Annotated in this window: 17 protein-coding genes and 1 tRNA gene; 10 read left to right on the forward strand and 8 right to left on the reverse strand. The window is 71.6% G+C overall.

Annotated features, from left to right (window positions below; translation table 11 throughout):
- Positions 1-64 precede the first annotated feature (64 nt).
- Positions 65-1279, forward strand: a complete 1215-nt coding sequence (locus BN4251_RS08075; RefSeq protein WP_087484599.1) for a glycoside hydrolase family 3 N-terminal domain-containing protein — start codon at positions 65-67, stop codon at positions 1277-1279.
- Positions 1280-1392: 113 nt separating this feature from the next.
- Here BN4251_RS08075 and thiD read toward each other — a convergent pair whose 3' ends face one another.
- Entirely contained in the window at positions 1393-2268 is an 876-nt protein-coding gene (gene thiD / locus BN4251_RS08080; RefSeq protein WP_087484600.1) for a bifunctional hydroxymethylpyrimidine kinase/phosphomethylpyrimidine kinase, read from the reverse strand.
- Positions 2269-2853: 585 nt separating this feature from the next.
- On the opposite strand from thiD, the gene BN4251_RS18680 reads away from it, so the two are divergent.
- The gene (locus BN4251_RS18680; protein WP_245810256.1) at positions 2854-3399 is read left to right on the forward strand and encodes a hypothetical protein; all 546 of its coding nucleotides are present in this window, start codon (positions 2854-2856) and stop codon (positions 3397-3399) included.
- 36 nt (positions 3400-3435) lie between these two features.
- A complete protein-coding gene (locus BN4251_RS08090; protein ID WP_087484601.1) occupies positions 3436-4257 on the forward strand; it encodes a hypothetical protein in 822 nt (273 codons plus the stop codon).
- 27 nt (positions 4258-4284) lie between these two features.
- Here BN4251_RS08090 and cls read toward each other — a convergent pair whose 3' ends face one another.
- The 4 genes from cls to BN4251_RS08110 form a co-directional block, all read right to left on the reverse strand.
- A complete protein-coding gene (gene cls, locus BN4251_RS08095) occupies positions 4285-5772 on the reverse strand; it encodes a cardiolipin synthase (protein WP_087484602.1) in 1488 nt (495 codons plus the stop codon).
- A 103-nt stretch (positions 5773-5875) separates the two neighbouring features.
- Positions 5876-6769: a Bax inhibitor-1/YccA family protein gene (locus BN4251_RS08100; protein ID WP_087484603.1), complete on the reverse strand. Its 894-nt coding sequence runs from the start codon at positions 6767-6769 to the stop codon at positions 5876-5878.
- Between the two features lie 116 nt (positions 6770-6885).
- A complete protein-coding gene (locus BN4251_RS08105; RefSeq protein ID WP_087484604.1) occupies positions 6886-8025 on the reverse strand; it encodes a trans-sulfuration enzyme family protein in 1140 nt (379 codons plus the stop codon).
- A 134-nt stretch (positions 8026-8159) separates the two neighbouring features.
- On the reverse strand, positions 8160-9506 hold the full coding sequence (locus tag BN4251_RS08110; RefSeq protein ID WP_087484605.1) for an MFS transporter: 1347 nt from the start codon (positions 9504-9506) through the stop codon (positions 8160-8162).
- Positions 9507-9694: 188 nt separating this feature from the next.
- On the opposite strand from BN4251_RS08110, the gene BN4251_RS08115 reads away from it, so the two are divergent.
- On the forward strand, positions 9695-10804 hold the full coding sequence (locus BN4251_RS08115) for an ROK family transcriptional regulator (RefSeq protein WP_087484606.1): 1110 nt from the start codon (positions 9695-9697) through the stop codon (positions 10802-10804).
- Between the two features lies 1 nt (position 10805).
- On the opposite strand, the gene BN4251_RS08120 is transcribed toward BN4251_RS08115, so the two are convergent.
- Together BN4251_RS08120 and BN4251_RS08125 are read right to left on the reverse strand one after the other, a co-directional pair.
- Entirely contained in the window at positions 10806-11540 is a 735-nt protein-coding gene (locus tag BN4251_RS08120) for a YggS family pyridoxal phosphate-dependent enzyme (RefSeq protein ID WP_170931889.1), read from the reverse strand.
- A gap of 174 nt (positions 11541-11714) precedes the next feature.
- Positions 11715-11791: transfer RNA gene (locus tag BN4251_RS08125), tRNA-Leu, on the reverse strand.
- A gap of 62 nt (positions 11792-11853) precedes the next feature.
- On the opposite strand from BN4251_RS08125, the gene BN4251_RS08130 reads away from it, so the two are divergent.
- Both BN4251_RS08130 and BN4251_RS08135 read left to right on the forward strand, forming a co-directional pair.
- On the forward strand, positions 11854-14013 hold the full coding sequence (locus tag BN4251_RS08130) for a helicase-associated domain-containing protein (RefSeq protein ID WP_087484960.1): 2160 nt from the start codon (positions 11854-11856) through the stop codon (positions 14011-14013).
- Positions 14014-14174: 161 nt separating this feature from the next.
- A complete protein-coding gene (locus BN4251_RS08135) occupies positions 14175-14438 on the forward strand; it encodes a hypothetical protein (protein WP_087484608.1) in 264 nt (87 codons plus the stop codon).
- Between the two features lie 88 nt (positions 14439-14526).
- Here the strand turns inward: BN4251_RS08135 and gndA are convergent, their stop codons facing one another.
- The gene (gene gndA / locus BN4251_RS08140) at positions 14527-15990 is read right to left on the reverse strand and encodes an NADP-dependent phosphogluconate dehydrogenase (RefSeq protein WP_087484609.1); all 1464 of its coding nucleotides are present in this window, start codon (positions 15988-15990) and stop codon (positions 14527-14529) included.
- Between the two features lie 392 nt (positions 15991-16382).
- Here gndA and BN4251_RS08145 point away from each other — a divergent pair, with 392 nt between their 5' ends.
- The 4 genes from BN4251_RS08145 (at position 16383) to BN4251_RS08160 (ending at position 20071) form a co-directional block, all read left to right on the forward strand.
- Complete coding sequence (locus BN4251_RS08145; protein WP_212647601.1) at positions 16383-17006, forward strand: DUF7847 domain-containing protein; 624 nt, start codon at positions 16383-16385, stop codon at positions 17004-17006.
- An 18-nt stretch (positions 17007-17024) separates the two neighbouring features.
- Entirely contained in the window at positions 17025-18680 is a 1656-nt protein-coding gene (locus tag BN4251_RS08150) for a DNA repair helicase XPB (RefSeq protein WP_087484610.1), read from the forward strand.
- 125 nt (positions 18681-18805) lie between these two features.
- Positions 18806-19297 (forward strand): LapA family protein, encoded by a 492-nt coding sequence (locus tag BN4251_RS08155; RefSeq protein ID WP_087484611.1) that lies wholly within the window; start codon positions 18806-18808, stop codon positions 19295-19297.
- Between the two features lie 54 nt (positions 19298-19351).
- A complete protein-coding gene (locus BN4251_RS08160) occupies positions 19352-20071 on the forward strand; it encodes a response regulator transcription factor (protein WP_087484612.1) in 720 nt (239 codons plus the stop codon).
- The last annotated feature ends 3 nt before the right edge of the window (positions 20072-20074 follow it).

A 20074-nucleotide genomic window follows, 5' to 3' on the forward strand; every position in this document is an offset into this window, starting at 1 on the left:
ACGGGGGTCCGGCGGCGTAGGTCACAGCGGCACGGAGACACCGACCGCGTGGAACACTGGCGGCATGCGTCGTCGTCCCCTGCTCGCCCTCGCCCCTGCTCTCGCGCTGGCCGCCTGCACCGCCGAGGAGCCGGGAGCTGATCCCACCGGCGACGGGCCGAGCGACTCCGGCGGCTCGAGCGACACGGGCGGCGCGAGCGACGCGGGCGGCGCCACCGAGCCCACCGAGGCGCCCACCACCGAGCCGCCCACCGCGGCGGAGCAGCTGCTGGAGAGCCTCTCCCCGCGCGAGCTCGCCGGCCAGCTGGTGCTGGTGGGTATCCCTGCGGGCACGGAGGTCCCGCAGGAGGTGCTCACCGAGCACCACGCCGGGGGCCTGTTCCTGCTCCAGGTCTGGGAGAGCGCCGAGACGGTCGAGGCCACGCTAGCGATCGCGCAGGAGCTCGCCCGCCCCGATCTGCCCGCCCTGATCGCGGTGGACCAGGAGGGTGGGCAGGTGCGGATGCTGCGCGGGGACGCCGCCCGGCGCACCCCGTCGGCCGAGGAGCTCGGCGCACAGGGGGTGGAGGCGACCACAGAGGCGTACACGAGCATCGGCGAGGACCTCTCCGCGCTCGGCATCCATGTGGCTCTCGCCCCGGTCGCAGACGTCGTGGACCCGGCGCTCGGCGGCGCCAACGAGCCCGTCGGCGGTCTGGACCGCGGCTTCGGCACCGAGCCGGAGGCCGTGGGCGAGCACGTCGTCGCGGCGACGACCGCGCTCGAGGAGCAGGGCGTGGCCGCGACGCTCAAGCACTTCCCGGGCCTGGGCCGGGTCGAGCAGAACACCGACTTCTCCGCCGAGGGGATCGAGGACGAGATCACCGGGCCCGAGGATCCGTTCCTCGAGTCCTTCCGGGCCGGGATCGAGGCCGGGGCGCAGCTGGTGATGATGTCCTCCGCGATCTATCCGCAGCTCGAGCCGGAGGTGCCTTCGATGTTCTCCTCCGCCGCGATCGAGGACCTGCTGCGCGGGAGCCTCGGCTTCGAGGGCCTCGTGGTCACCGACGACATCGGCGCCGCGAAGGCCGTCGCCGACGTGCCCGTCCCCGAGAGGGCCACCCGCCTGCTCGAGGCCGGTGGGGACGTGGTGCTCACGGCCGACGCCTCGCTGACCGGTCAGCTGGTCGACGCGATCGAGGACTGGGCCGCGCGCGGCCAGGAGCAGCAGCGCCGGGTGCGGGAATCGGCCGGGCGGATGCTGGCCCTCAAGCAGCAGCTGGGACTGCTCGCGGAGTAGAGCTCAATCCTGCTCCTCTGACTGAGCTCCTACCGCTCGCGAGCTCGCAGTACGTCGCTCAGTCCTGCTCCATTCACTGAGCTCCTACCGCTCGCGAGCTCGCAGTACGTCGCTCAGTCCTTATCCAACGTGATCAGGTGGTTGACGGGGCCGTAGCCGCCCTCGTGCTGCGAGAGGCGCCAGTCGCTCGCATTCTCGGTGGCGCTGGCCACGAACTCCCTCGCCGAGGCGACGATGGTGACCATGTCGTCGTCCGTGCCCTTCTCGCCGATCTCCCCCAGCTCTCCGGCGCGGTCGAACTCCGCGATCCGGGCGAGCTGGGCCGCGATCGCGGCCGAGAGGGTGGTGCCGGCACCGCGCACCCTCCGCCCCGGCACGCGCCGGGCGCGCAGCAGATCGGTGCCTCCCTCGTGCACGAGCACGTCCACCACGCCCTCGCCCTCGAGGCGGCCGCCGGTGATCAGCACCGCGCGGGGCCCCTTCGCCTGCAGGGCGAGGGCCTGCTCGCGGATCTCGTCGATCGAGGTGGCCAGCGGCCGGCCCAGCAGCTGCGCCGCCTCGGCCATCGTCGCGCAGAGCACATCGGCCAGGGGCACCAGCTCGGTGGCGAGCGCGGCCGCGCCCTCGGCGGTGATCAGGGGCGTGCCGTACGCGCTGACCATCACCGGATCCAGCACGATCGTGCCCAGCTGACCGCGGTGCGCCCGGACGGCCGCCGCGACCTCCGTGACCGCCGCCGCGCTGCCGAGCGCCCCGATCTTCGTGGCGTCCAGGCGCAGATCCCCCGCGACCGCCTCGATCTGGCGGCGCACCACGCCCGCGGGCAGCGGATGGGTGCTCTCGACCCCTGCCGCGGTGACCACGGTGACCATGCTGACCACGCTCGCCCCGTAGGCGCCGAGCGCCGTGAAGGTCTTGAGATCCGCCTGCAGGCCGGCGGCCCCGTCGGTCTCCGAAGCGGCGATGGTCAGGACGAGGGGCGGGCGCATGCGGTCTCCATCTCTCGGTGGTCCCGGCACCGGCGGGGCGCGGGCTGGCGGTCCGGGACAGCGCACCGGTTCCGTGAGCGGAGAGTACCAACCGCCCCTGGCATCTCTATCCTGTTCGCATGCACGCGGTGCTCCGCATGCGAGAATCACCCGGGGGCAGGAGCATCGCCCGCCCCACAGGGGGACGGGACGGCGGTGCCGGGGAGGTGGCGATGAACCAGGAGTCGGGCGAGGGACAGCAGTCCTCGAGATCCGGGCTGCCCGATTTCTCCGCCTCCTCGTCCACGCGGTCCTCGCAGTCGCTCCCCGATCTGGCCTCTCGCGAGGGACCGGTGACGCTCGGCGAGCCGAGCGAGCGGACCCTGCGCCGCAACCGCACCACCATGCTCGCTGTCATCGGCGGCTCCGTCGTGGTGATGGCGGTGGTCGCGCTGGTGCTGTCGCAGACGGTGTTCCGTTCCGTGCTGGACCCGGCCGGACCCACCGCCTACCAGACCGGCCAGCGCACCGCTCAGGGGCAGTCGGAGTACGTGCCCGATCCGGAGGATCCGGACATCGCCCCTCCCCCGCCGATCTTCACGCACGGTGCCCGAGGGCACGGAGGCCCCCGAGCCCTCGGCCCCGGGCAAGGTGCGCGGCGGCGGCCTGGAGTACACCAACCCCGACGGCTGGGGCGACGGCTGGATCGCCCACTCGCTGCCCTATATGACCGACGTGGGCGCGGACTCGCGCGTGGTCGAGGGAAGCTGGTACTCGGTGGTCAACCTCGGCCGCGTCCACTACCCCGAGGAGGAGGGCGGCTACCCGGGCCTCGAGTCCGCGGCGGTCGCGATCTTCCAGTGCTACGCCACCACCTCGGGCGTGGTCTCCCACTTCGGTGAGAACCCCGAGGTCACCGACTACCGCTCCGAGGTCATCACGGTCGACGGGGAGCCCGCCTGGATCGTGCAGGCCACCTACCACTTCGAGGATCCCGAGGTGCTCGAGACCTCGAGCGCCTCCGTGGTCACCTCGATCGTTGTGGAGACCCCGAACGGGCCCAGCGCCCTGGCCAGCGACGTCGCAGCCGACCAGCCCGAACACGTCCAGAACCTCGAGGACATCATCGCCAGTCTCGACGTCATCGAGTGACGTCGCGGCGCGACCGCCCTCCCGAAGGAGCCCACCGTGCACACCGGACCGCAGTACACCGCCACCCATCCCCAGCCCGGGGGCGGCGGCGGGCGGGGCACCGCCCTGCTGTTCGGCGGCCTCGCCTTCGCGGTGGTGTTCCTGCTGATCGTAGGCGTCACCGTCGGCTACCTGGTGCTGCGTCCCGGAGGCTCCTCCGGCGGCCCCATCGCCACAGACACCGCCACCTCGACAGCGAGCACCACGCCCGGGGAGACCGAGTCCCCCACCGCGACGGACACCGCCTCCGCCACCCCCACGAATGTCGAGGAGGAGCGCTGCTGGGGCCCGGAGCGCTTCTCGCGCACCTCCTCCAACCCGTCGGGCAAGCTGCGCGGCGGCGGCCTGCAGTTCATCCCCCCGGCCGAGTATGACCTGCGCTCCACCCCGCAGGGCACCAGCTACTCCGATGACGTCCAAGGGGCGCAGGCGATCGTCGAGGAGGGCTGGGCCTCCACGATGTATGTCGGGGCGGTCACCTGGCAGCCGGGCATCGAGTACCCCGGCGCCGAGGTCGCCTCGCAGACCATCACCCACTGCTTCTACGGCGCGAACATCTGGGGCGAGACGAAGGGCCGTTCGCTGGATGACGTGATCACCGAACCGGTGACCATCGCCGGGATGCCCGGCTACCGCACCACCGGGATCGTGAACTTCTCCTACGCCCCGATGGAATCCACCTCGGCGACCGAGCTGGTCGTGGTGGTGCTCGAGACCCCGCAGGGACCGAGCGTCTTCGCGACCGAGACCGCCGTCGGCGTCGAGGCCCACGAGGAGGCGGCCGACGAGGCCTACGCCTCGCTCACCGGCATCTCCTGAGGGCGCCCGCGCGCAGCGGCACGGCGCTCAGACGACGGCGGAGGCGAGGCGGCAGAGGTTATCGACCACCTGCATCGTGCGGGGGCGGTGCTGCCATTCCTCGAGGGTGAGCTTGCGGCTGCGCTCGCGGTAGGCGCCCTCGACCTCGCGCATCTTCTCCATGAAGTCGGTGCCGCCGATCATCAGCGAGCACTCCATCTGCAGCAGGAACGAGCGGATGTCCATGTTCGAGGAGCCGACCACCGTCACCGAGTCGTCGATCGTGACGTGCTTGGCGTGCAGGATCGTGGGTGCCCGGTAGAGCCAGATCGTCACGCCGGCCTCGAGCAGCACCGAGTAGTAGGAGCGCTGGGCGTGGAAGACGAGGAACTGGTCGCCGATCTCGGAGACGAACAGCTCCACCTCGACGCCGCGCCGTGCGGCGGTGACCAGGGCCGAGAGCATCGACTCATCGGGCACGAAGTACGGGGAGACCGCGACGATGCGGCGGGTCGCGGAGTAGAACAGCTGGTTGAACAGCAGCAGGTTGTTCTCCGAGACGTAGCCGGGGCCGCTGGGCACCAGCTGGCACTCGTAGGTGCCGGAGGTGTCCGGCGAGCTGCGCACCACGGTCTCCTCGGGCAGCATCTGCTCGGACTCGTAGTACCAGTCGGTGGCGAACAGCAGGTTCAGCTCCGAGACGATCGGTCCTCGGAATCGCGCCATCGTCTCCTGCCAGTGCAGACCGCGGCGGATGTTGGAGCGCTTGTTGTAGTGGGCAGCGATCATGTTCTGGCTGCCCATCCAGCCGATCTGCCCGTCCACGATCACCATCTTGCGGTGGTTGCGCAGATCGGGCCGCTGGAAGGCGCCGTCGCGGATGGGCTGGATGGGGTTCATCGGGAAGTGCTCGATGCCGTGGGCGTCGAGCTTGCGGCGCATCGTCTTGTAGGTCGTGCGGTGGCTGACCGCGCCCCAGTGGTCGTAGAGCACCCGCACGGCCACTCCCGCGTCGGCGCGCTCGGCGAGCGCCTCGAAGAAGTCCTCGGTGATCTCGTCCAGCGCCATGATGTAGAAGAGCACGTGCACGCTCTCGCGGGCGGTGCGGATGTCCGCCGTCATCTTCGCGATCGAGGTGTCGTAGTCGATCTCGAGATCTGCGGAGTTGTTGCCCGTCAGGGGGAAGGCGCCGAGCTCCCGGTTCAGCCGCACCGCGGACTGCAGCCAGCTGGGCACGTCCTCGTCGAGCTCGCTGTCGGGGATGTTCTGCGCCCGCACCCGCATCAGGCGGTGGATGATCTTCTGCTTCTCGCGCCGGCGGCGCGGCAGCTCGGACTTGCCCAGCATCAGGTAGAGGGGGAAGCCCAGCAGCGGGAGCACCATGATCGCCAGCAACCAGGCGATCGCCGAGCCGGGGCGCCGGTTGCGCGGCACCACGATCAGGCTGACCAGGCGCAGCACGATGTCCACGCCCCAGTACACATAGGTGACCGCGAGGACCGCATGGTCCATCACCCACTGCCAGATGTCGGACATCGACGATCCTCCTCCGTGGGTGCACAGCGAAACGGCGGGTCCCGAAGGACCCGCCGTTCAGCATACGGGCACGAGCAGAGCCTCACCCGTGAGGGGCTCGCGGTCAGTCGCTGCCGCGCAGGATCATCAGGATCCGCAGCACCTCGACGTAGAGCCAGACCATGGTCACGGCGATGCCGAAGGCCAGGCGCCAGGCGTACTTGCGCGGGACGCCCGCCTCCGAGGAGTGCTGGACGGCTTCGAAGTCCATCACCAGAGAGTAGGAGGCCATCACCACGGCGAGACCGCCGATGATCAGGCCGAGCATGCCGTCGCGGAGGCTCGTGCCGGTCACCAGCAGCAGACCGATGTTCACGAGCCCGAAGATCATGTAGGCGATCATCGCGACCATGAAGATCTTGGTCAGTCTCGGCGACGTACGCAGCACACCCACGCGGAACAGCACCAGCACGGTGCCGGCCACGGCGAGGGTGCCCACCACGGCCTGCAGCGCGATGCCCGGGTAGAAGTACTCCATGGTGCCGCTGATGCCGCCGAGGAACAGACCCTCGAAGACGGCGTAGGCGATCACCGCGATCGGCGAGGGCTGCTTCTTGAAGATGTTCACCAGGGCGGCCACCAGGCCGCCGAGGACGCCGATGAGGGTGGCGCCGCCGGCGAGCGCGAGGCCCGCCTGGGCACCTGCCTGCCCGCCCACGAGGGCAAGGGCGAAGGGCATCATGGCGACGACGAAGCCGACCACCATGATGATGCCGAGGGTCGCGGTGATCGCGTTCAGCGCGTCCTTCAGCGTCATCCGGCCGGTGTCGTGGCCGGTGGCGGAGGGGCTGTTGTACATCGACTCGAGCTGGTCGTGGCCCTGCTGGTCGAAGCCCGTGGACCACTGCGTGCTCTGGGCGGGGGCGGGCTGCGCGGACTGACCGAATCGGGGGGCGTTGTAGTTCGCACCGCTGTGGACGGCCTGGTCGCGGCCGAACACGATGTTCTGGCGTGCCATGTGGCTCCTCACGTGGATCGTTGGGGTCGACGACGGAGGCGCTGGTGCTCCCGTCGGACCGACCGGTTCATCCTACCGGGCGGAACCCGGGATGGAGCTGGAAGTTCGCTGTGCCCTCAGCGAAGACGGGCGGCGGCGAGCGCCTGGTCGAGGTCGCCGAGCAGGTCCTCGAGGTCCTCGATGCCGACGCTCAGCCGCAGCAGCTCATCGGAGATCCCGGCCGCGGCCCGCGCCTGCGGGGTCATCGCCTCGTGCGTCATCGTGGAGGGTCGGCAGATCAGCGACTCGACCCCGCCGAGGCTGACCGCGAAGGCGGGGTAGCGCAGCGCCCGGAGGAAGGCGACGCGGTCCAGGCCCTCGGCGAGCTCGAAGGACAGCACGGCACCGGGGCCGCTGGCCTGGGAGGCGTGCAGGCGGGCCTCGTGCGCGCTGTGGGAGCCGGGGAAGCGGACGGTCGCGATGCCCTCCTGCTCCCGCAGGTGGGAGACGATCGCCCGGGCGTTGGCCTGCTGCCGCTCGAGGCGCAGCGGGAGGGTCTTCAGCGACTGGATGAGCCGGAAGGAGTCCTGCGGGGCGAGCACCCCGCCCTCGGCCTGCTGGCACAGGCGGTACGCCTCGGCGAGCTCGTCGTCGCTGGTGGTGACCACGCCCGCGAGCAGGTCGGAGTGCCCCGCGAGGTACTTGGTGGCGGACTGCACGACCACGTCGGCCCCGAGGTCCAGGGGCTTCTGCAGCACCGGGGTCATGAAGGTGTTGTCCACGATCACCCGTGCGCCGTGGCGGTGCGCGAGCTCGACCACCCGGCGCAGGTCGGTGATGCGCAGCGTGGGGTTCGCGGGCGTCTCGACGAAGACGGCCCGCGTGGCGGGGGTGAAGTCCTCGTCGGTGAGCTCGTCGAGGTGGTCGACGTAGCGCCCGGTGACGCCCCGCGCGGGCAGCACCCTGCCCACGAAGCGGTAGGTGCCGCCGTAGACGCTCGCCGGCAGCAGGATCTCCTCCCCCTCCCGCAGGATCGACAGCGCGGCGGCGGTGGCCGCCATCCCGGAGGCGAAGGCGAAGGCGTGGGCGGAGCCCTCGAGCGTGGCCAGCACCGTCTCTAGCTGGGCGCGGGTGGGGTTCGAGGAGCGCTGGTAGGCGTACTCGCCGCCCTCGGTCTCCGGGTCGAGCGCGAAGGTCGAGGCGAGGTGCACGGGCGGGACCACGGCGCGATGCTCGAAATCGTGCAGGGCGTGGATGACGGCGGTCTGGATCTGCACGGTGGCTCTGGCTCCTCGGATCGGCTTTGCGGCTGCTGCCACTGTAGGGCTCCGCGTGGGCGGGGCCGCATGCCCGATGGCGGACTATGACGGCCGGGAGGGCTCCGCGCGGCGCAGCCCGAGGCAGCGGTGGGTCAGCCGCCGACGGTCACGGGGAGCGCGTCGGTGCGGGTGGGGACCTCGTGCTCGGCCGACGGGTCGAGCGCGGGGATCTGCCCGGTGTAGGTGGGCTCGTGCTCGCGCAGCACCGCGAGGGTGCGGCGAGAGCGCACGCGCAGAGCGATCAAGGTGGCCGCGACCAGGACGAATCCGGTGCCGGCCAGCAGGATCGCGACCACCATCGGTGCCCGGTAGCCGAGCCCGCCGGCGATCACGGCGCCGCCGAGCGCCGCGCCGAGCGCGTTGGCGACGTTGAACGCCGCGTGGTTGAGGGAGGCGCCGAGCACCTCGGAGCGGTGGGCGACGCGGATCAGCCAGGTCTGCAGGGCCGGGCCGAGTGCGGAGCTGCCGAGGTTGACGGCGAAGAATCCGATCAGCAGGCCGGGCAGGGAGCCGGGGGCGGCCAGGAACAGGCCCACCAGGGCGGTGATGTAGAGCGGGAAGCCCACCAGCAGAGTCCCGCGCAGGGAGCGGTCGGTGGTGATCCCGCCCAGGATGTTGCCGAGCGTCATCCCGAGCCCGGCGGCGGCCAGCACCCACGGCACCATGCCCGCGGCGGCGCCGGAGACCTGGGTGGTGATGTCGGCGACGTAGCTGAACACCGCGAAGCCGCCTGCGAAGCCGATCGCGGCGATGCCCATGACGATCCACAGCTGCACTCGGCGCAGCGCCACCACCTCGTCGACGGCCCGTCGGCCCGAGATCACCGGCTGGGGCGGGAGCGCGGCGCGCAGTGCGAGCACCGTGAGCACGAAGATCCCGGTGATCACGAGGTAGACGGCGCGCCATCCGACCAGCTGGCCGAGGGCGGTCATCAGCGGCACGCCGACGAGGTTCGCGACCGTGAGCCCGGACAGGGCGACGGCCACTCCCTTGCCCTGGCTCCCGGGGCCCATCAGCGAAGCGGCCAGCAGCGAGGCGACCCCGAAGTAGGCGCCGTGCGGGACTCCGGCGAGGAAGCGGGCGAGGACGGTGAGCTCGAAGCTGGGCATCGCGGCGGAGAGCACGGTGCCGGCCGCGAGCGCCGCGGCCAGCGCGATGATCATCGAGGTGCGGCTCCAGCGCACCGAGAGCAGGGCGAGCACGGGCGCGCCCACGACGACGCCGAGGGCGTAGGCGGTGATCAGCTGCCCGGCGCGGGCGATGCCGGCGTCGGGGGCGGTGGCCATCTGCTCGGGCAGCAGGCCGTGGGCGATGCCGGGCAGCAGGCCCATGGTGGCGAACTCGGAGGCGCCGATGCCCACGCCGCCCAGGGCGAGGGCGAGCAGGGCGAGGGTGCGGCGGCGGGCGCTGATCTCGTGCGGTGCGGCGGGTGGGGTCATGAGGGTTCCTCGGCGGTCGGGAAGCAGGGGCGGAGGGGCGTCATCGACCGGGGAACAGAATAAGCAAACGCTGTTGCGTTAGGTCAAGGGGCGGGCTGTCGGACCCACGTCACACCCAGCCAGGCTCCTCATGGCGCACCCGCCCGGAGCCGGCCCCTCACCCGCTTCGCGCGGGCGGCCGTGGGAGGATGAGCACCGTGAAGCCGACCGGACCGCTGGACCGCATGGCGGGCGCGCATGACGCCGCTGTGCTCGAGGTCGCCCGCCACGGCGAGCCCGTCTCCCGCGCTGGCCTGGCCGCAGCCCTGCAGGTCACACCGCAGGCGATCTCGAAGATCCTCTCCCGGCTCGGCGAGCGGGGCCTGATCGAGGAGGCCGGCTCGGTCTCCTCGGGGCCCGGCAAGCCCACCACCCTGTATCAGATCGTCCCTGGCTCGCGGCGGGCGATCGGCCTGCATCTGACGCGCTCACGGGTGCACGGCGTCGTGGCGGACCTCACCGGCCAGGTGCTCGAGCGGCGTGAGGTCGGGATCGACCGGCAGCTGCCGGTGCCGGAGCTGATCGGCGCCCTCGCTGCGCTTGCGCGCGAGCTCGCGGAGCACGGGAACGGGCACCTGCTGGGAGTGGGCGTGGGGATGCCCGGCCCCGTGGACTCGGTCGAGGGCATCTACCGCGGCGCCCCGGCCCCCGACGACGCCTGGCAGGGCGCCTCGCTGCGCTCGCTGCTGCTCGAGGAGCTGGGCCTGCCGGTGCTGCTGGACCACGACTCGCGTGCGGCCCTCGTGGGCGAGAGCTGGTCGCAGCCGGGCCTGCTGGACAACGCCGCGCTGGTGCTGGCCGAGGACGGGCTGGGCGCGGCGCTGCGGCTGGACGGCGCGATGGTGCGCGGGGCGCACTCGCGGGCCGGGGAGGTGGGGCACACGGTGGTGAGGATGGGCGGCGTGCCGTGCCCCTGTGGTCGTCGGGGCTGCGCCCAGGCGGAGTATCTCGCCGCGCTCGAGACATCCGACGCGGAGCGCGCCGCGCAGGTGCTCGCGACCGTGGTGCTGAACCTGGTGCGCCTGGTGGATGTGGACCGGGTGGTGCTCGGCGGGCGCTCCATCTACACCCACCACGCCACCACGATGGAGGCGGTGCGGGCCGCGCTCGAGGAGGGGCTGCGCGCCGAGGCGCGGCTGCACGTGGAGGTGCTGCTGTCCACGCGCGGCATCGACCTGATCGCGGCGGGCGCGGCCTGCGAGGTGCTCGAGCACGAGTACGGACTGCCCACCACCCTCGTCGGCCCCGGGCCGGGCTGACTCAGGCGGGGCGGGCGCCGAAGATCGCGGAGCCGAGGCGCACGATCGTCGCGCCCTCCTCGACGGCGATCTCCAGATCGCCGCTCATCCCCATCGACAGCTCTACCAGCTCCTCCGCGCCCAGGCGCTCGCGCACCTCGTCGCGCAGGATCCGCAGCGAGCGCAGAGAGTCGCGCACCGCGGTCTCGTCGGTCGTGTTCGCGCCGATCGTCATGAGTCCGACGGGGCGCAGCACCTCGCTCGCCCGCAGCCGCTCCACGATCGGCACGAGCGCCTCCGCGGTGGGGGCGTAGCCGCCCTTGGACTCCTCGTCCGAGGTGTTGACCTGCACCAGCACGTCCCGTCGCAGTCCCGCCATCTCGGCCCGGCGCTCGAGGGCCTCGGCGATGCCCTCACGGTCCACGCTGTGGATCATCTCGGCGAACGCCACCACGTCACGGGCCTTGTTGGTCTGCAGACGCCCGATGAAGTGCCTCGGCACTCCGTTGTCCGCGAGCAGCGGATCGGCGTGCTTGGCGATCTCCTGGGCCCGGTTCTCCCCCACCGCGAGGGTGCGCCCGCGCTCGCGCAGCAGCTGGACGGCGAGCGCGATCTCCTCGGGCGTGCGGGTCTTGGTGGCCAGCAGCAGGGTGATCTCGTCCCTGTCGCGCCCGGTCCGCTCGGCGGCGGCGTCGAGGCGCGTCAGGACCTCGTCGAGACGGGCGGTGAGCTGGTCGGCGGCGTCGGAGGAGAGCATGCCCTCCATTGTGGCCGATCCTCAGCCCTGTGCGTCTCGCCCACATCGTGTCGGTGGTCAGGTACGGGCTCCCTGGCGAGGACTACGGCAGATATGGCATAGAGGTCGCTCCCGCGCCACCGTCTGACCATCCCCTGTCCCGTGGCCCTCGTCGCGCCCGGCGGTGCTGATCGCTGGTGCCCCCAGCGGGACTCGAACCCGCACTGTGCCGCTTTTAAGGCGGCCGCCTCTGCCGATTGGGCTATGGGGGCGGAGAGGAGCACCCGGAGCCCCGGAGCACCTCACAGCGGGCCACCCTATGCTGGATCCCATCATGGCCGCTGTGATCCGGTCCCTCGCGGACTCCCTGCGACGGTTCGGCGACGATCGCCTCGAGGCGCTGCTCGTCGCCCGACCGGATCTCGCCTCGCCCCTTCCCCGCGGGATCGGACCGCTCGCCGCGCGTGCCGCGGGCTCCACCTCCGCCCGTCGCGCGCTCGAGGCGCTGACGCTGCCCGAGCTGCACCTGGTCGAGGCGCTCGCGGTGCTCGAGGACGGCACCTCCCCCGCCCAGCTCGCCGCGGCCGTCTCCTCCGATCCCGCCACCATCTCCCCCGGGCTCGAACGGCTCACCACGCTCGCCGTGGTGTGGGGCGAGGACGAGCTGCATCTGATCCGTCCGCTGCGGGAGGGGCTGCGCACACCGGCCGGTCTCGCCGCGCCGTCGGCCGAGGACCCCTCCCCGGAGGAGGCGGAACGGCGCGTCGCGCGCGCCCGGCAGACCCTGCCCGAGGTGCTCGAGGCGCTCACCTGGGGCCCGAGCGCCGTCTCCGGCCGCGGCCGGCTCGCCGCGCAGCTGCTCGAAGCGGGGATCGTGGTGGCCGACGGGGACTCGCTGCACCTGCCGCGCACGATCCAGCTCGCCCTGCGCTCGGGGCGGGTGCGGCGCAGCCACGCCGCCCAGCGCCCCTCCCCCGAGGGGCCCGAGCTCTCCGAGCGCATCCCCGGCTCGCGCACCGCGCAGTCCGTCGAGCGGGCCTTCGAGGCGCTGCGCCTGCTGGGCACCGTGCGCGGCTTCGACGAGGATCCGCCGGGCGTGCTGCGACGGGGCGGGCTGCCCCAGCGCGATCTGCGACGGCTGGCCGAACGAGCCGGCGCGCCGCTGCTGACCTACGCGACCGTGCTGCAGTGCGCCTGGCAGGCCGGGCTGATCGGCCACGACGGTGAGGAGTGGCGTCCCACCGCGGAGTGGGACAGCCACCGCCAGCTGCCCCCTGCGCAGCGCTGGGCCGAGCTGGTGCTCGCCTGGGCGCGCGGCCATCATGTCGCCGCCGTGGTGGGGACACCGGATGCGAGCGGCACGGGACGCTCGCTGCTCTCGGAGATGACGCGCCGCGACGGGGTGCGCACGCGCCGCGGCAGCCTGCTGCGCCTGCTACGCACGAGCCCGGGGATCGACGCGAGCGAGGACTCCCTCGCCGCAGCGCTCGCCTGGGCCTTCCCGCTGGTCCCGGCCGAGGTGATCCGTGAGGAGACGTCCGCGCTGCGCACCGAGGGGCAGGCGCTGGGGCTGCTCGACGGCGGGGCGCTCACAGCGCTCGGCCACGAGCTGGTGCTCGCGCTCGACGAGGAGATCACCCGCGCCGATGCCCGCCTGGCCTCCGCGCTCGAGGAGGCGGCGCCCGCACCGGTCGAGGAGGTGCTGCTGGACGCGGATCTCACCGCGGTGATCCCCGGTCGCCCCGCGGAGCGGCTGATGCCCCTGCTCGACTGGGCCGAGGTGGTCTCCCGCGGCGGCGCGCTCACGCTGCGCTTCACCCCTGCCGCCGTGCGCCGCGCGCTCGGCGACGGCCGGGACGCGGAGGCCCTGCTGAGGCTGCTCGAGGAGGTCTCCCGCTCCCCCGTGCCGCAGGCGCTGAGCTATCTGCTGCGGGACGAGCAGCGCCGTCACGGCAGAGTGCAGGTCTCCCGCGCCACGACCGTGCTCACCGCCGAACCGGAGGTGTTGGACCTGCTGCAGGTCGCCCCCGAGGCGAAGGCGCTCGGGCTGCACCGGCTGGCGCCCACGGTCGCGGTGACCCTCTCGGATCCCGGCTTCGCCCTGCAGATCTCGCGCCAGGCGGGGCTGGCCCCGCAGGCGGTCGGGGCGGACGGCAGACCGGTGCCCGAGGAGCTGACCCATTCCCTGCGCGGCGGCCCGGTCGAGCCGGACCTGGTGACCATCGACGGTCCCGAGCTGCGGCTCCCGGCCGCCGAGGCGGTGGCCCGGCTGCGCGCGGCGGAGGAGGGCGAGGGCGATCTCTCGGTCACCGATCGGCTGCTGGACGCGATCGCGCGCGGCGAGCAGATCCCGCTGGGGATCGTCGACGGCCGCGGCGGCGTGGTGGTCCGCACCGCGCTCCCTCTCTCCCTCGAGGGAGGCCGTCTGCGCGCTCGGGAGGCGGGGCGTCAGGAGGAGTTCACCGTGCTCGTCCACCGCATCACGCTGGGCTGACGACCTCCGCCGGTCCGCCATGGGGAGTCGTCCCCATGGCGTGCCCCCCGCCACATCGCGGTAATATGCACCCGCCAGGACCGGAGACACGAGAACACCCGACCTGGGGCCGGGGTCATCAGCGACTCCGGGGAACGATCATCAGGAAGAAGGGGATTCCCATGACCGCACCCAACTCGGGCTATGACATCGAGGGCATCAAGAAGAAGGCCCTCATCTGGACCATCGTCGGGTTCCTCTGCGGCGGCATCATCGCCGGCGTGTTCGGCCTGCTCGGCTACCTCAAGGCCGACGACGAGCCGCAGACCGCGCAGAAGTTCACCAAGATCGCCATGATCATCACGATCATCGTGATCGTCCTGTACGTGATCATCGGCATCATCTACGCGATCCTCATCGGCGCAGCGGTGTCCAGCGGCATGTGACTGCGGCCCAGACGTCGAAGAAGGCCCCGGACCAGCTGGTCCGGGGCCTTCTTCCTGCTCAGGGCCCGAGGGCTCCGATCAGATCAGTTCAGTCCTGCTTGGTCTCGCGACGGTCCTCGGTCCACTCCACGTGGAAGGTGCCCTCGGCGTCGACGCGCTTGTAGGTGTGCGCACCGAAGTAGTCGCGCTGGGCCTGGACCAGGGCGGCCGGCAGGCGCTCGGCGCGGACCGAGTCGTAGTAGGACAGGGTCGAGGCGAACACCGGGACCGGGTAGCCGCTCGCGGCCGCGAAGGCCACGATGCGGCGCCATGCCGGGATGCACTTGGCGATCTCGGTGGTGAAGTACTCATCGCTCAGCAGCAGCGACAGCTTCGGGTTGCGCGAGTAGGCCTCGGTGATGCGGTCGAGGAAGCGCGCGCGGATGATGCAGCCCTCGCGCCAGATGCGGGCCATGTCGCCGAGCGAGATGTCCCAGTCGAACTCCTCGGCACCGGCAGCGATCTCGTCGAAGCCCTGCGAGTAGGAGACCAGCTTGGCGGCGTAGAGCGCCTTCTGGAGGTCGTCGATGAACTGCGCCGGATCGGCGATCTCGAGCTGCTGCTCCTGGCCGGGCAGCACGCCGCGGGCGGCCTCGCGCTGCGGGGTGCCGCCGGAGATGGAGCGGGCGAAGGTCGCCTCGGCGATGCCGGTGACCGGGACGCCGAGGTCCAGGGCGGTCTTCACGGTCCAGGCGCCGGTGCCCTTCTGGGCGGCCTGGTCGAGGATGACGTCCACGAAGGGCTTGCCGGAGGTGGCGTCCTTGTGGCGGAGCACCTCGGCGGTGATCTCGATGAGGAAGGACTCCAGGTCGCCCTTGTTCCACTCGTCGAAGACGTCACCGATGGCGGGGGCATCCATGCCCAGGGCCTTGGACATCATGTCGTAGGCCTCGGAGATGACCTGCATGTCCGCGTACTCGATGCCGTTGTGGACCATCTTGACGAAGTGACCGGCACCGTCGGCGCCGACGTGCACGCAGCAGGGCGCGCCGTCCTCTGCCTTGGCGGAGATCTTCTCGAACATGGGGCCGAGGCGGTCGTAGGACTCCTTGGTGCCGCCGGGCATGATCGACGGGCCGTTCAGGGCGCCCTCCTCACCACCGGAGACGCCGGTGCCCACGAAGTGCAGGCCCTTCTCGCGCAGCGCGGCCTCGCGGCGGCGGGTGTCGGTGAACAGGGCGTTGCCGGCGTCGACGATGATGTCGCCGGTCTCCATCAGGCCCGCGAGCTCGTCGATCACGGCATCGGTGGGGCCGCCGGCCTTGACCATGATGATCGCCACGCGCGGCTTCTGGAGGGAGGCGACGAAGTCGGCCATGGACTCGGAGGGGTAGAACTCGCCGTCACCGCCGTGATCCGCGATGACCTTCTCCGTCTTGCCGACGCTGCGGTTGTGGATGGCGACCTTGAAGCCGTTGCGGGCGAGGTTGCGGGCCAGGTTGGAGCCCATCACCGCCATACCGGTGACGCCGATGTCGGCCACGTCGGCGGGGGACGGAGTGAAGCTAGCCATGGTTCTCCTCAGATCAGGTGACTGTCGAGCCGGACCGGGACGCTGCGCCGAGATGCTCGGCCGACGGGCCGGCCCATCGCCGACCATCCTAGTGAACCCGGCGCGTTCCCCGCCGAGCGTGCCAGGGCTTGCCGCGACAGGGCCGTCCTGCACCACGTACCGTGGGCCCGTACCGTCCACCTGCGCACCCGGAGACGAGCAGCAGATGACCCTCCCCCCGAACGACCCCTACGCCCCCCGCGCCGCAGGATCAGTGGACCCCGCACGCCCAGGGCGCCCCTGCCCCGGGCCAGGCGCCGGGCCAGGCCCCCGGCGCGCAGCCGGGCACGGACCTCGGCGCGGATCTCGGTGCCGCGCTCTCCTTCTCCGGCCGGGGGCTGCTGCGCAACCCTGTGGCGTTCCTGGTCAGCGGCTTCGTCTACGTCATGCTGATGATGCTGGTGATCGGCGGCGGCTTCACGGGTGGCTTCATCGCGATGTTCTCCATGATCGAGAGCAACCCCTCGTCGGATGCGGCCATCGGTACCGCCATGCTCGTCTTCTACGCCGTGGTGTTCGGTGCGTCGCTGCTGGCGATGCCGATCGGGCTGCTGTGGCAGTCGGGCGCGGCGCGCGCGGCCGGGATCATCCGTGACGGGGGCCGTCCCTCGATCGGCCAGACCTTCGTCGGTCCCGGCCGGGTGCTGCTCACGGCCCTGCTGTACGGGCTGGCCGTGTCCGTGGGCATGCTGCTGCTCTACGTTCCCGGGCTCATCGCGGCCGTGGTGTTCATGTATGCGGCCCCCGCGGCGCTGCGGGGCGCCTCCCCCGTCGACGCGCTGAAGGAGAGCTTCTCCCTGGCGAGAGCGAACCTCGGCACCACGATCATCGCCTACCTGGTGCTGACGGTGGTCACCTCGGTCGCCTCGATGATCGTGATCCCGGTACTCGTGCTCGCCCCGTTCGCGATGCTGTTCCAGCTGGGGATGTACGAGCGTCTGAGCGGTCGCCAGCTGGCGGAGCCCGCACAGGGCTGAGCCACGTAGCCTGGAGCGATGACCGACGGCCCCCTCATCGTCCAGAGCGACAAGTCCCTCCTGCTCGAGGTCGACCACCCCGCGGCGCAGTCCGCCCGCATCGCGATCGCCGCATTCGCGGAGCTCGAGCGCGCCCCGGAGCACGTGCACACCTACCGCATCACCGATCTGGGGCTGTGGAACGCGCGCGCGGCCGGCTACGACGCGGAGTCGGTGGTGGCGGCGCTGGTGGACCACTCCCGTTACCCGGTCCCCCACTCGCTGCTGCTGGACGTGGCGGACACGATGGACCGCTACGGCCGGCTCCAGCTGCGCTCGGAGCCCACCCACTCCCTGGTGCTGCACGCCCTGGATCGGGCGGTGCTCGAGGAGGTCTCCCGCACCAAGCGGATCCAGGGGATGCTCGGCGAGCGGGTGGACGAGTCGACCGTGGCGGTCCACCCCTCGCAGCGCGGCGCGCTCAAGCAGGCGCTGCTCAAGCTCGGCTGGCCCGCGGAGGACCACGCCGGCTACGTGGACGGTGAGGCCCATCCGATCTCGCTGCGCGAGGAGGACTGGCAGCTGCGCCCCTACCAGGCCGAGGCGGTGGACGGCTTCCGCCACGGCGGCAGCGGCGTGGTGGTGCTGCCGTGCGGCGCGGGCAAGACCCTCGTGGGTGCGGGGGCGATGGCCGCGATGCAGCGCACCACCTTGATCCTGGTGACCTCGACCGTCTCCGCGCGGCAGTGGAAGGACGAGCTGCTGCGCCGCACCTCGCTCACCGAGGAAGAGATCGGCGAGTACTCCGGCACCTCCAAGGAGGTGCGTCCGGTGACGATCGCGACCTATCAGGTGCTCACCCTGAAGCGGAAGGGCATCCATCCGCACCTGGAGCTGATGAGCGCCCGCGACTGGGGTCTGATCATCTACGACGAGGTGCATCTGCTGCCCGCCCCCGTGTTCCGGATGACCGCGGATCTGCAGGCCCGTCGGCGCCTGGGACTGACCGCGACCCTGGTGCGCGAGGACGGCCGCGAGGGCGAGGTGTTCTCCCTGATCGGGCCCAAGCGCTATGACGCGCCGTGGAAGGACATCGAGGCGCAGGGCTACATCGCCCCGGCGGTCTGCACCGAGGTGCGGGTGACGATGCCCTCGGCGGATCGGATGGCCTACGCGATGGCGGAGGCCGCGGACCGGCCTCGCCTGGGCGCGGCGCACGGCGCGAAGGTCGCGGTGGTGGAGCAGATCGCGGCCCGCCATCCGGGGGAGCCGATGCTCGTGATCGGGCAGTTCATCGACCAGCTCGAGGAGATCGCCGAGCAGCTGGGCGCGGACCTCATCACCGGGCAGACCCCGGTGCGTCGGCGCCAGCAGCTGTTCGACGCCTTCCGCGCCGGGGAGACCGACCGCCTGGTCGTCTCGAAGGTCGCGAACTTCTCGATCGATCTGCCGGAGGCCTCGGTGGCGGTGCAGGTCTCGGGCGCCTTCGGCTCCCGGCAGGAGGAGGCGCAGCGGCTGGGCCGGCTGCTGCGGCCCAAGGCCGACGGGCGCACCGCCCACTTCTACACCGTGGTCATGCGCGACACCCAGGACCAGGACTACGCCGCTCACCGTCAGCGCTTCCTCGCCGAGCAGGGCTACGCGTACACGATCATGGACGCCGACGAGCTCGAGGCCCCCGCGCAGGCGGACTGACCGCTCAGGCGCCCGCGGCGCCGCTGCACGAGCCCCGCCTGCCCGCTCCATGGGAGCGCCCTGACTAGAGTGGGCACCGCATCCCGTACGTCGCCGTCCCGTCGGCCGTCCCCCAGGAGATCGACATGCGCTCATCCGAGGATCCCACCCGTCACGACGGCCGCGCGGACGGCCCCGCAGAGACGGACGCAGCGCGTCCCGCGGAGAAGGCAGCCCCGCGCTCTGCGGAGAGGGGCGCTCCGCGTCCGGCGTCTGAGAGCCCGGCGCCCGCCGAGACCTCCCGGCCCACGCAGCCCGCACCGACCTCGGAGCGCACCCCCGAGCCCGTCGCGGACGGCGGCGGAGGCGGCAAGACCGCCGGCATGTGGATCGGGCTGATCCTCGGCGCGATCATCCTGGTGCTGCTGCTGATCTTCGTGATCCAGAACAACCAGACCGCCGGGTTCCAGTACTTCGCCGCCGAGTTCGATCTGCCGCTCGGGGTGGCGATGCTGCTCGCCGCGATCGCGGGCGCGCTGGTGATGGCGCTGGTCGGCTCGGTGCGGATGATCCAGATGAGCTGGACCATCCGCAAGCTGCGCAAGCAGCAGGACAAGATCCACCGCGCCACCCGGTGAGCGCATCCAGCTGACATCCAGCCGATTCCCAAGCTCGAGGAGGACGGTGGGGGCATGACGACGCATGAGGACCAGGACTACGAGGCACGCCTGCTCGTGGTCGACGACGAACCCAACATCCGCGACCTGCTCGCCACCTCGCTGCGCTTCGCGGGCTTCGAGGTGTTCACCGCCTCGACCGGCAACGAGGCGATCCGCGAGGCGACCGAGCACCAGCCCGATCTGGTGGTGCTCGACGTGATGCTGCCGGACATGGACGGCTTCACCGTCACCCGGCGCCTGCGCGACCGCGGCGAGCAGTACCCGATCCTCTTCCTCACCGCGAAGGACGAGACCCAGGACAAGGTCGCCGGCCTCACCGTGGGCGGCGACGACTACGTCACCAAGCCCTTCAGCCTCGAGGAGGTCGTGGCCCGCATCCGTGCGGTGCTGCGCCGCACCCACGGCGGCACCGAGTCCACCGTGGACAGCTCGCTCGTGGTCGGCGACCTGCGCCTGGACGAGGACTCCCATGAGGTCCACCGCGGGGACGTGAACATCGAGCTGTCCCCCACCGAGTTCAAGCTGCTGCGCTACCTGATGCTGAATGCCGGCCGGGTGGTCTCCAAGACCCAGATCCTCGACCACGTCTGGGACTACGACTGGTCCGGCGAGGTGGGGATCGTGGAGTCCTACATCTCCTACCTGCGCCGCAAGATCGACGTGATCGGCGACCCGATGATCCACACCAAGCGCGGCATCGGCTACGTGCTGCGGGCCCCCGAAGGCTCTTGAGGG

Source organism: Brachybacterium massiliense, from assembly GCF_900184245.1.
In the GTDB taxonomy this organism is placed as follows: Bacteria; Actinomycetota; Actinomycetes; order Actinomycetales; family Dermabacteraceae; genus Brachybacterium; species Brachybacterium massiliense.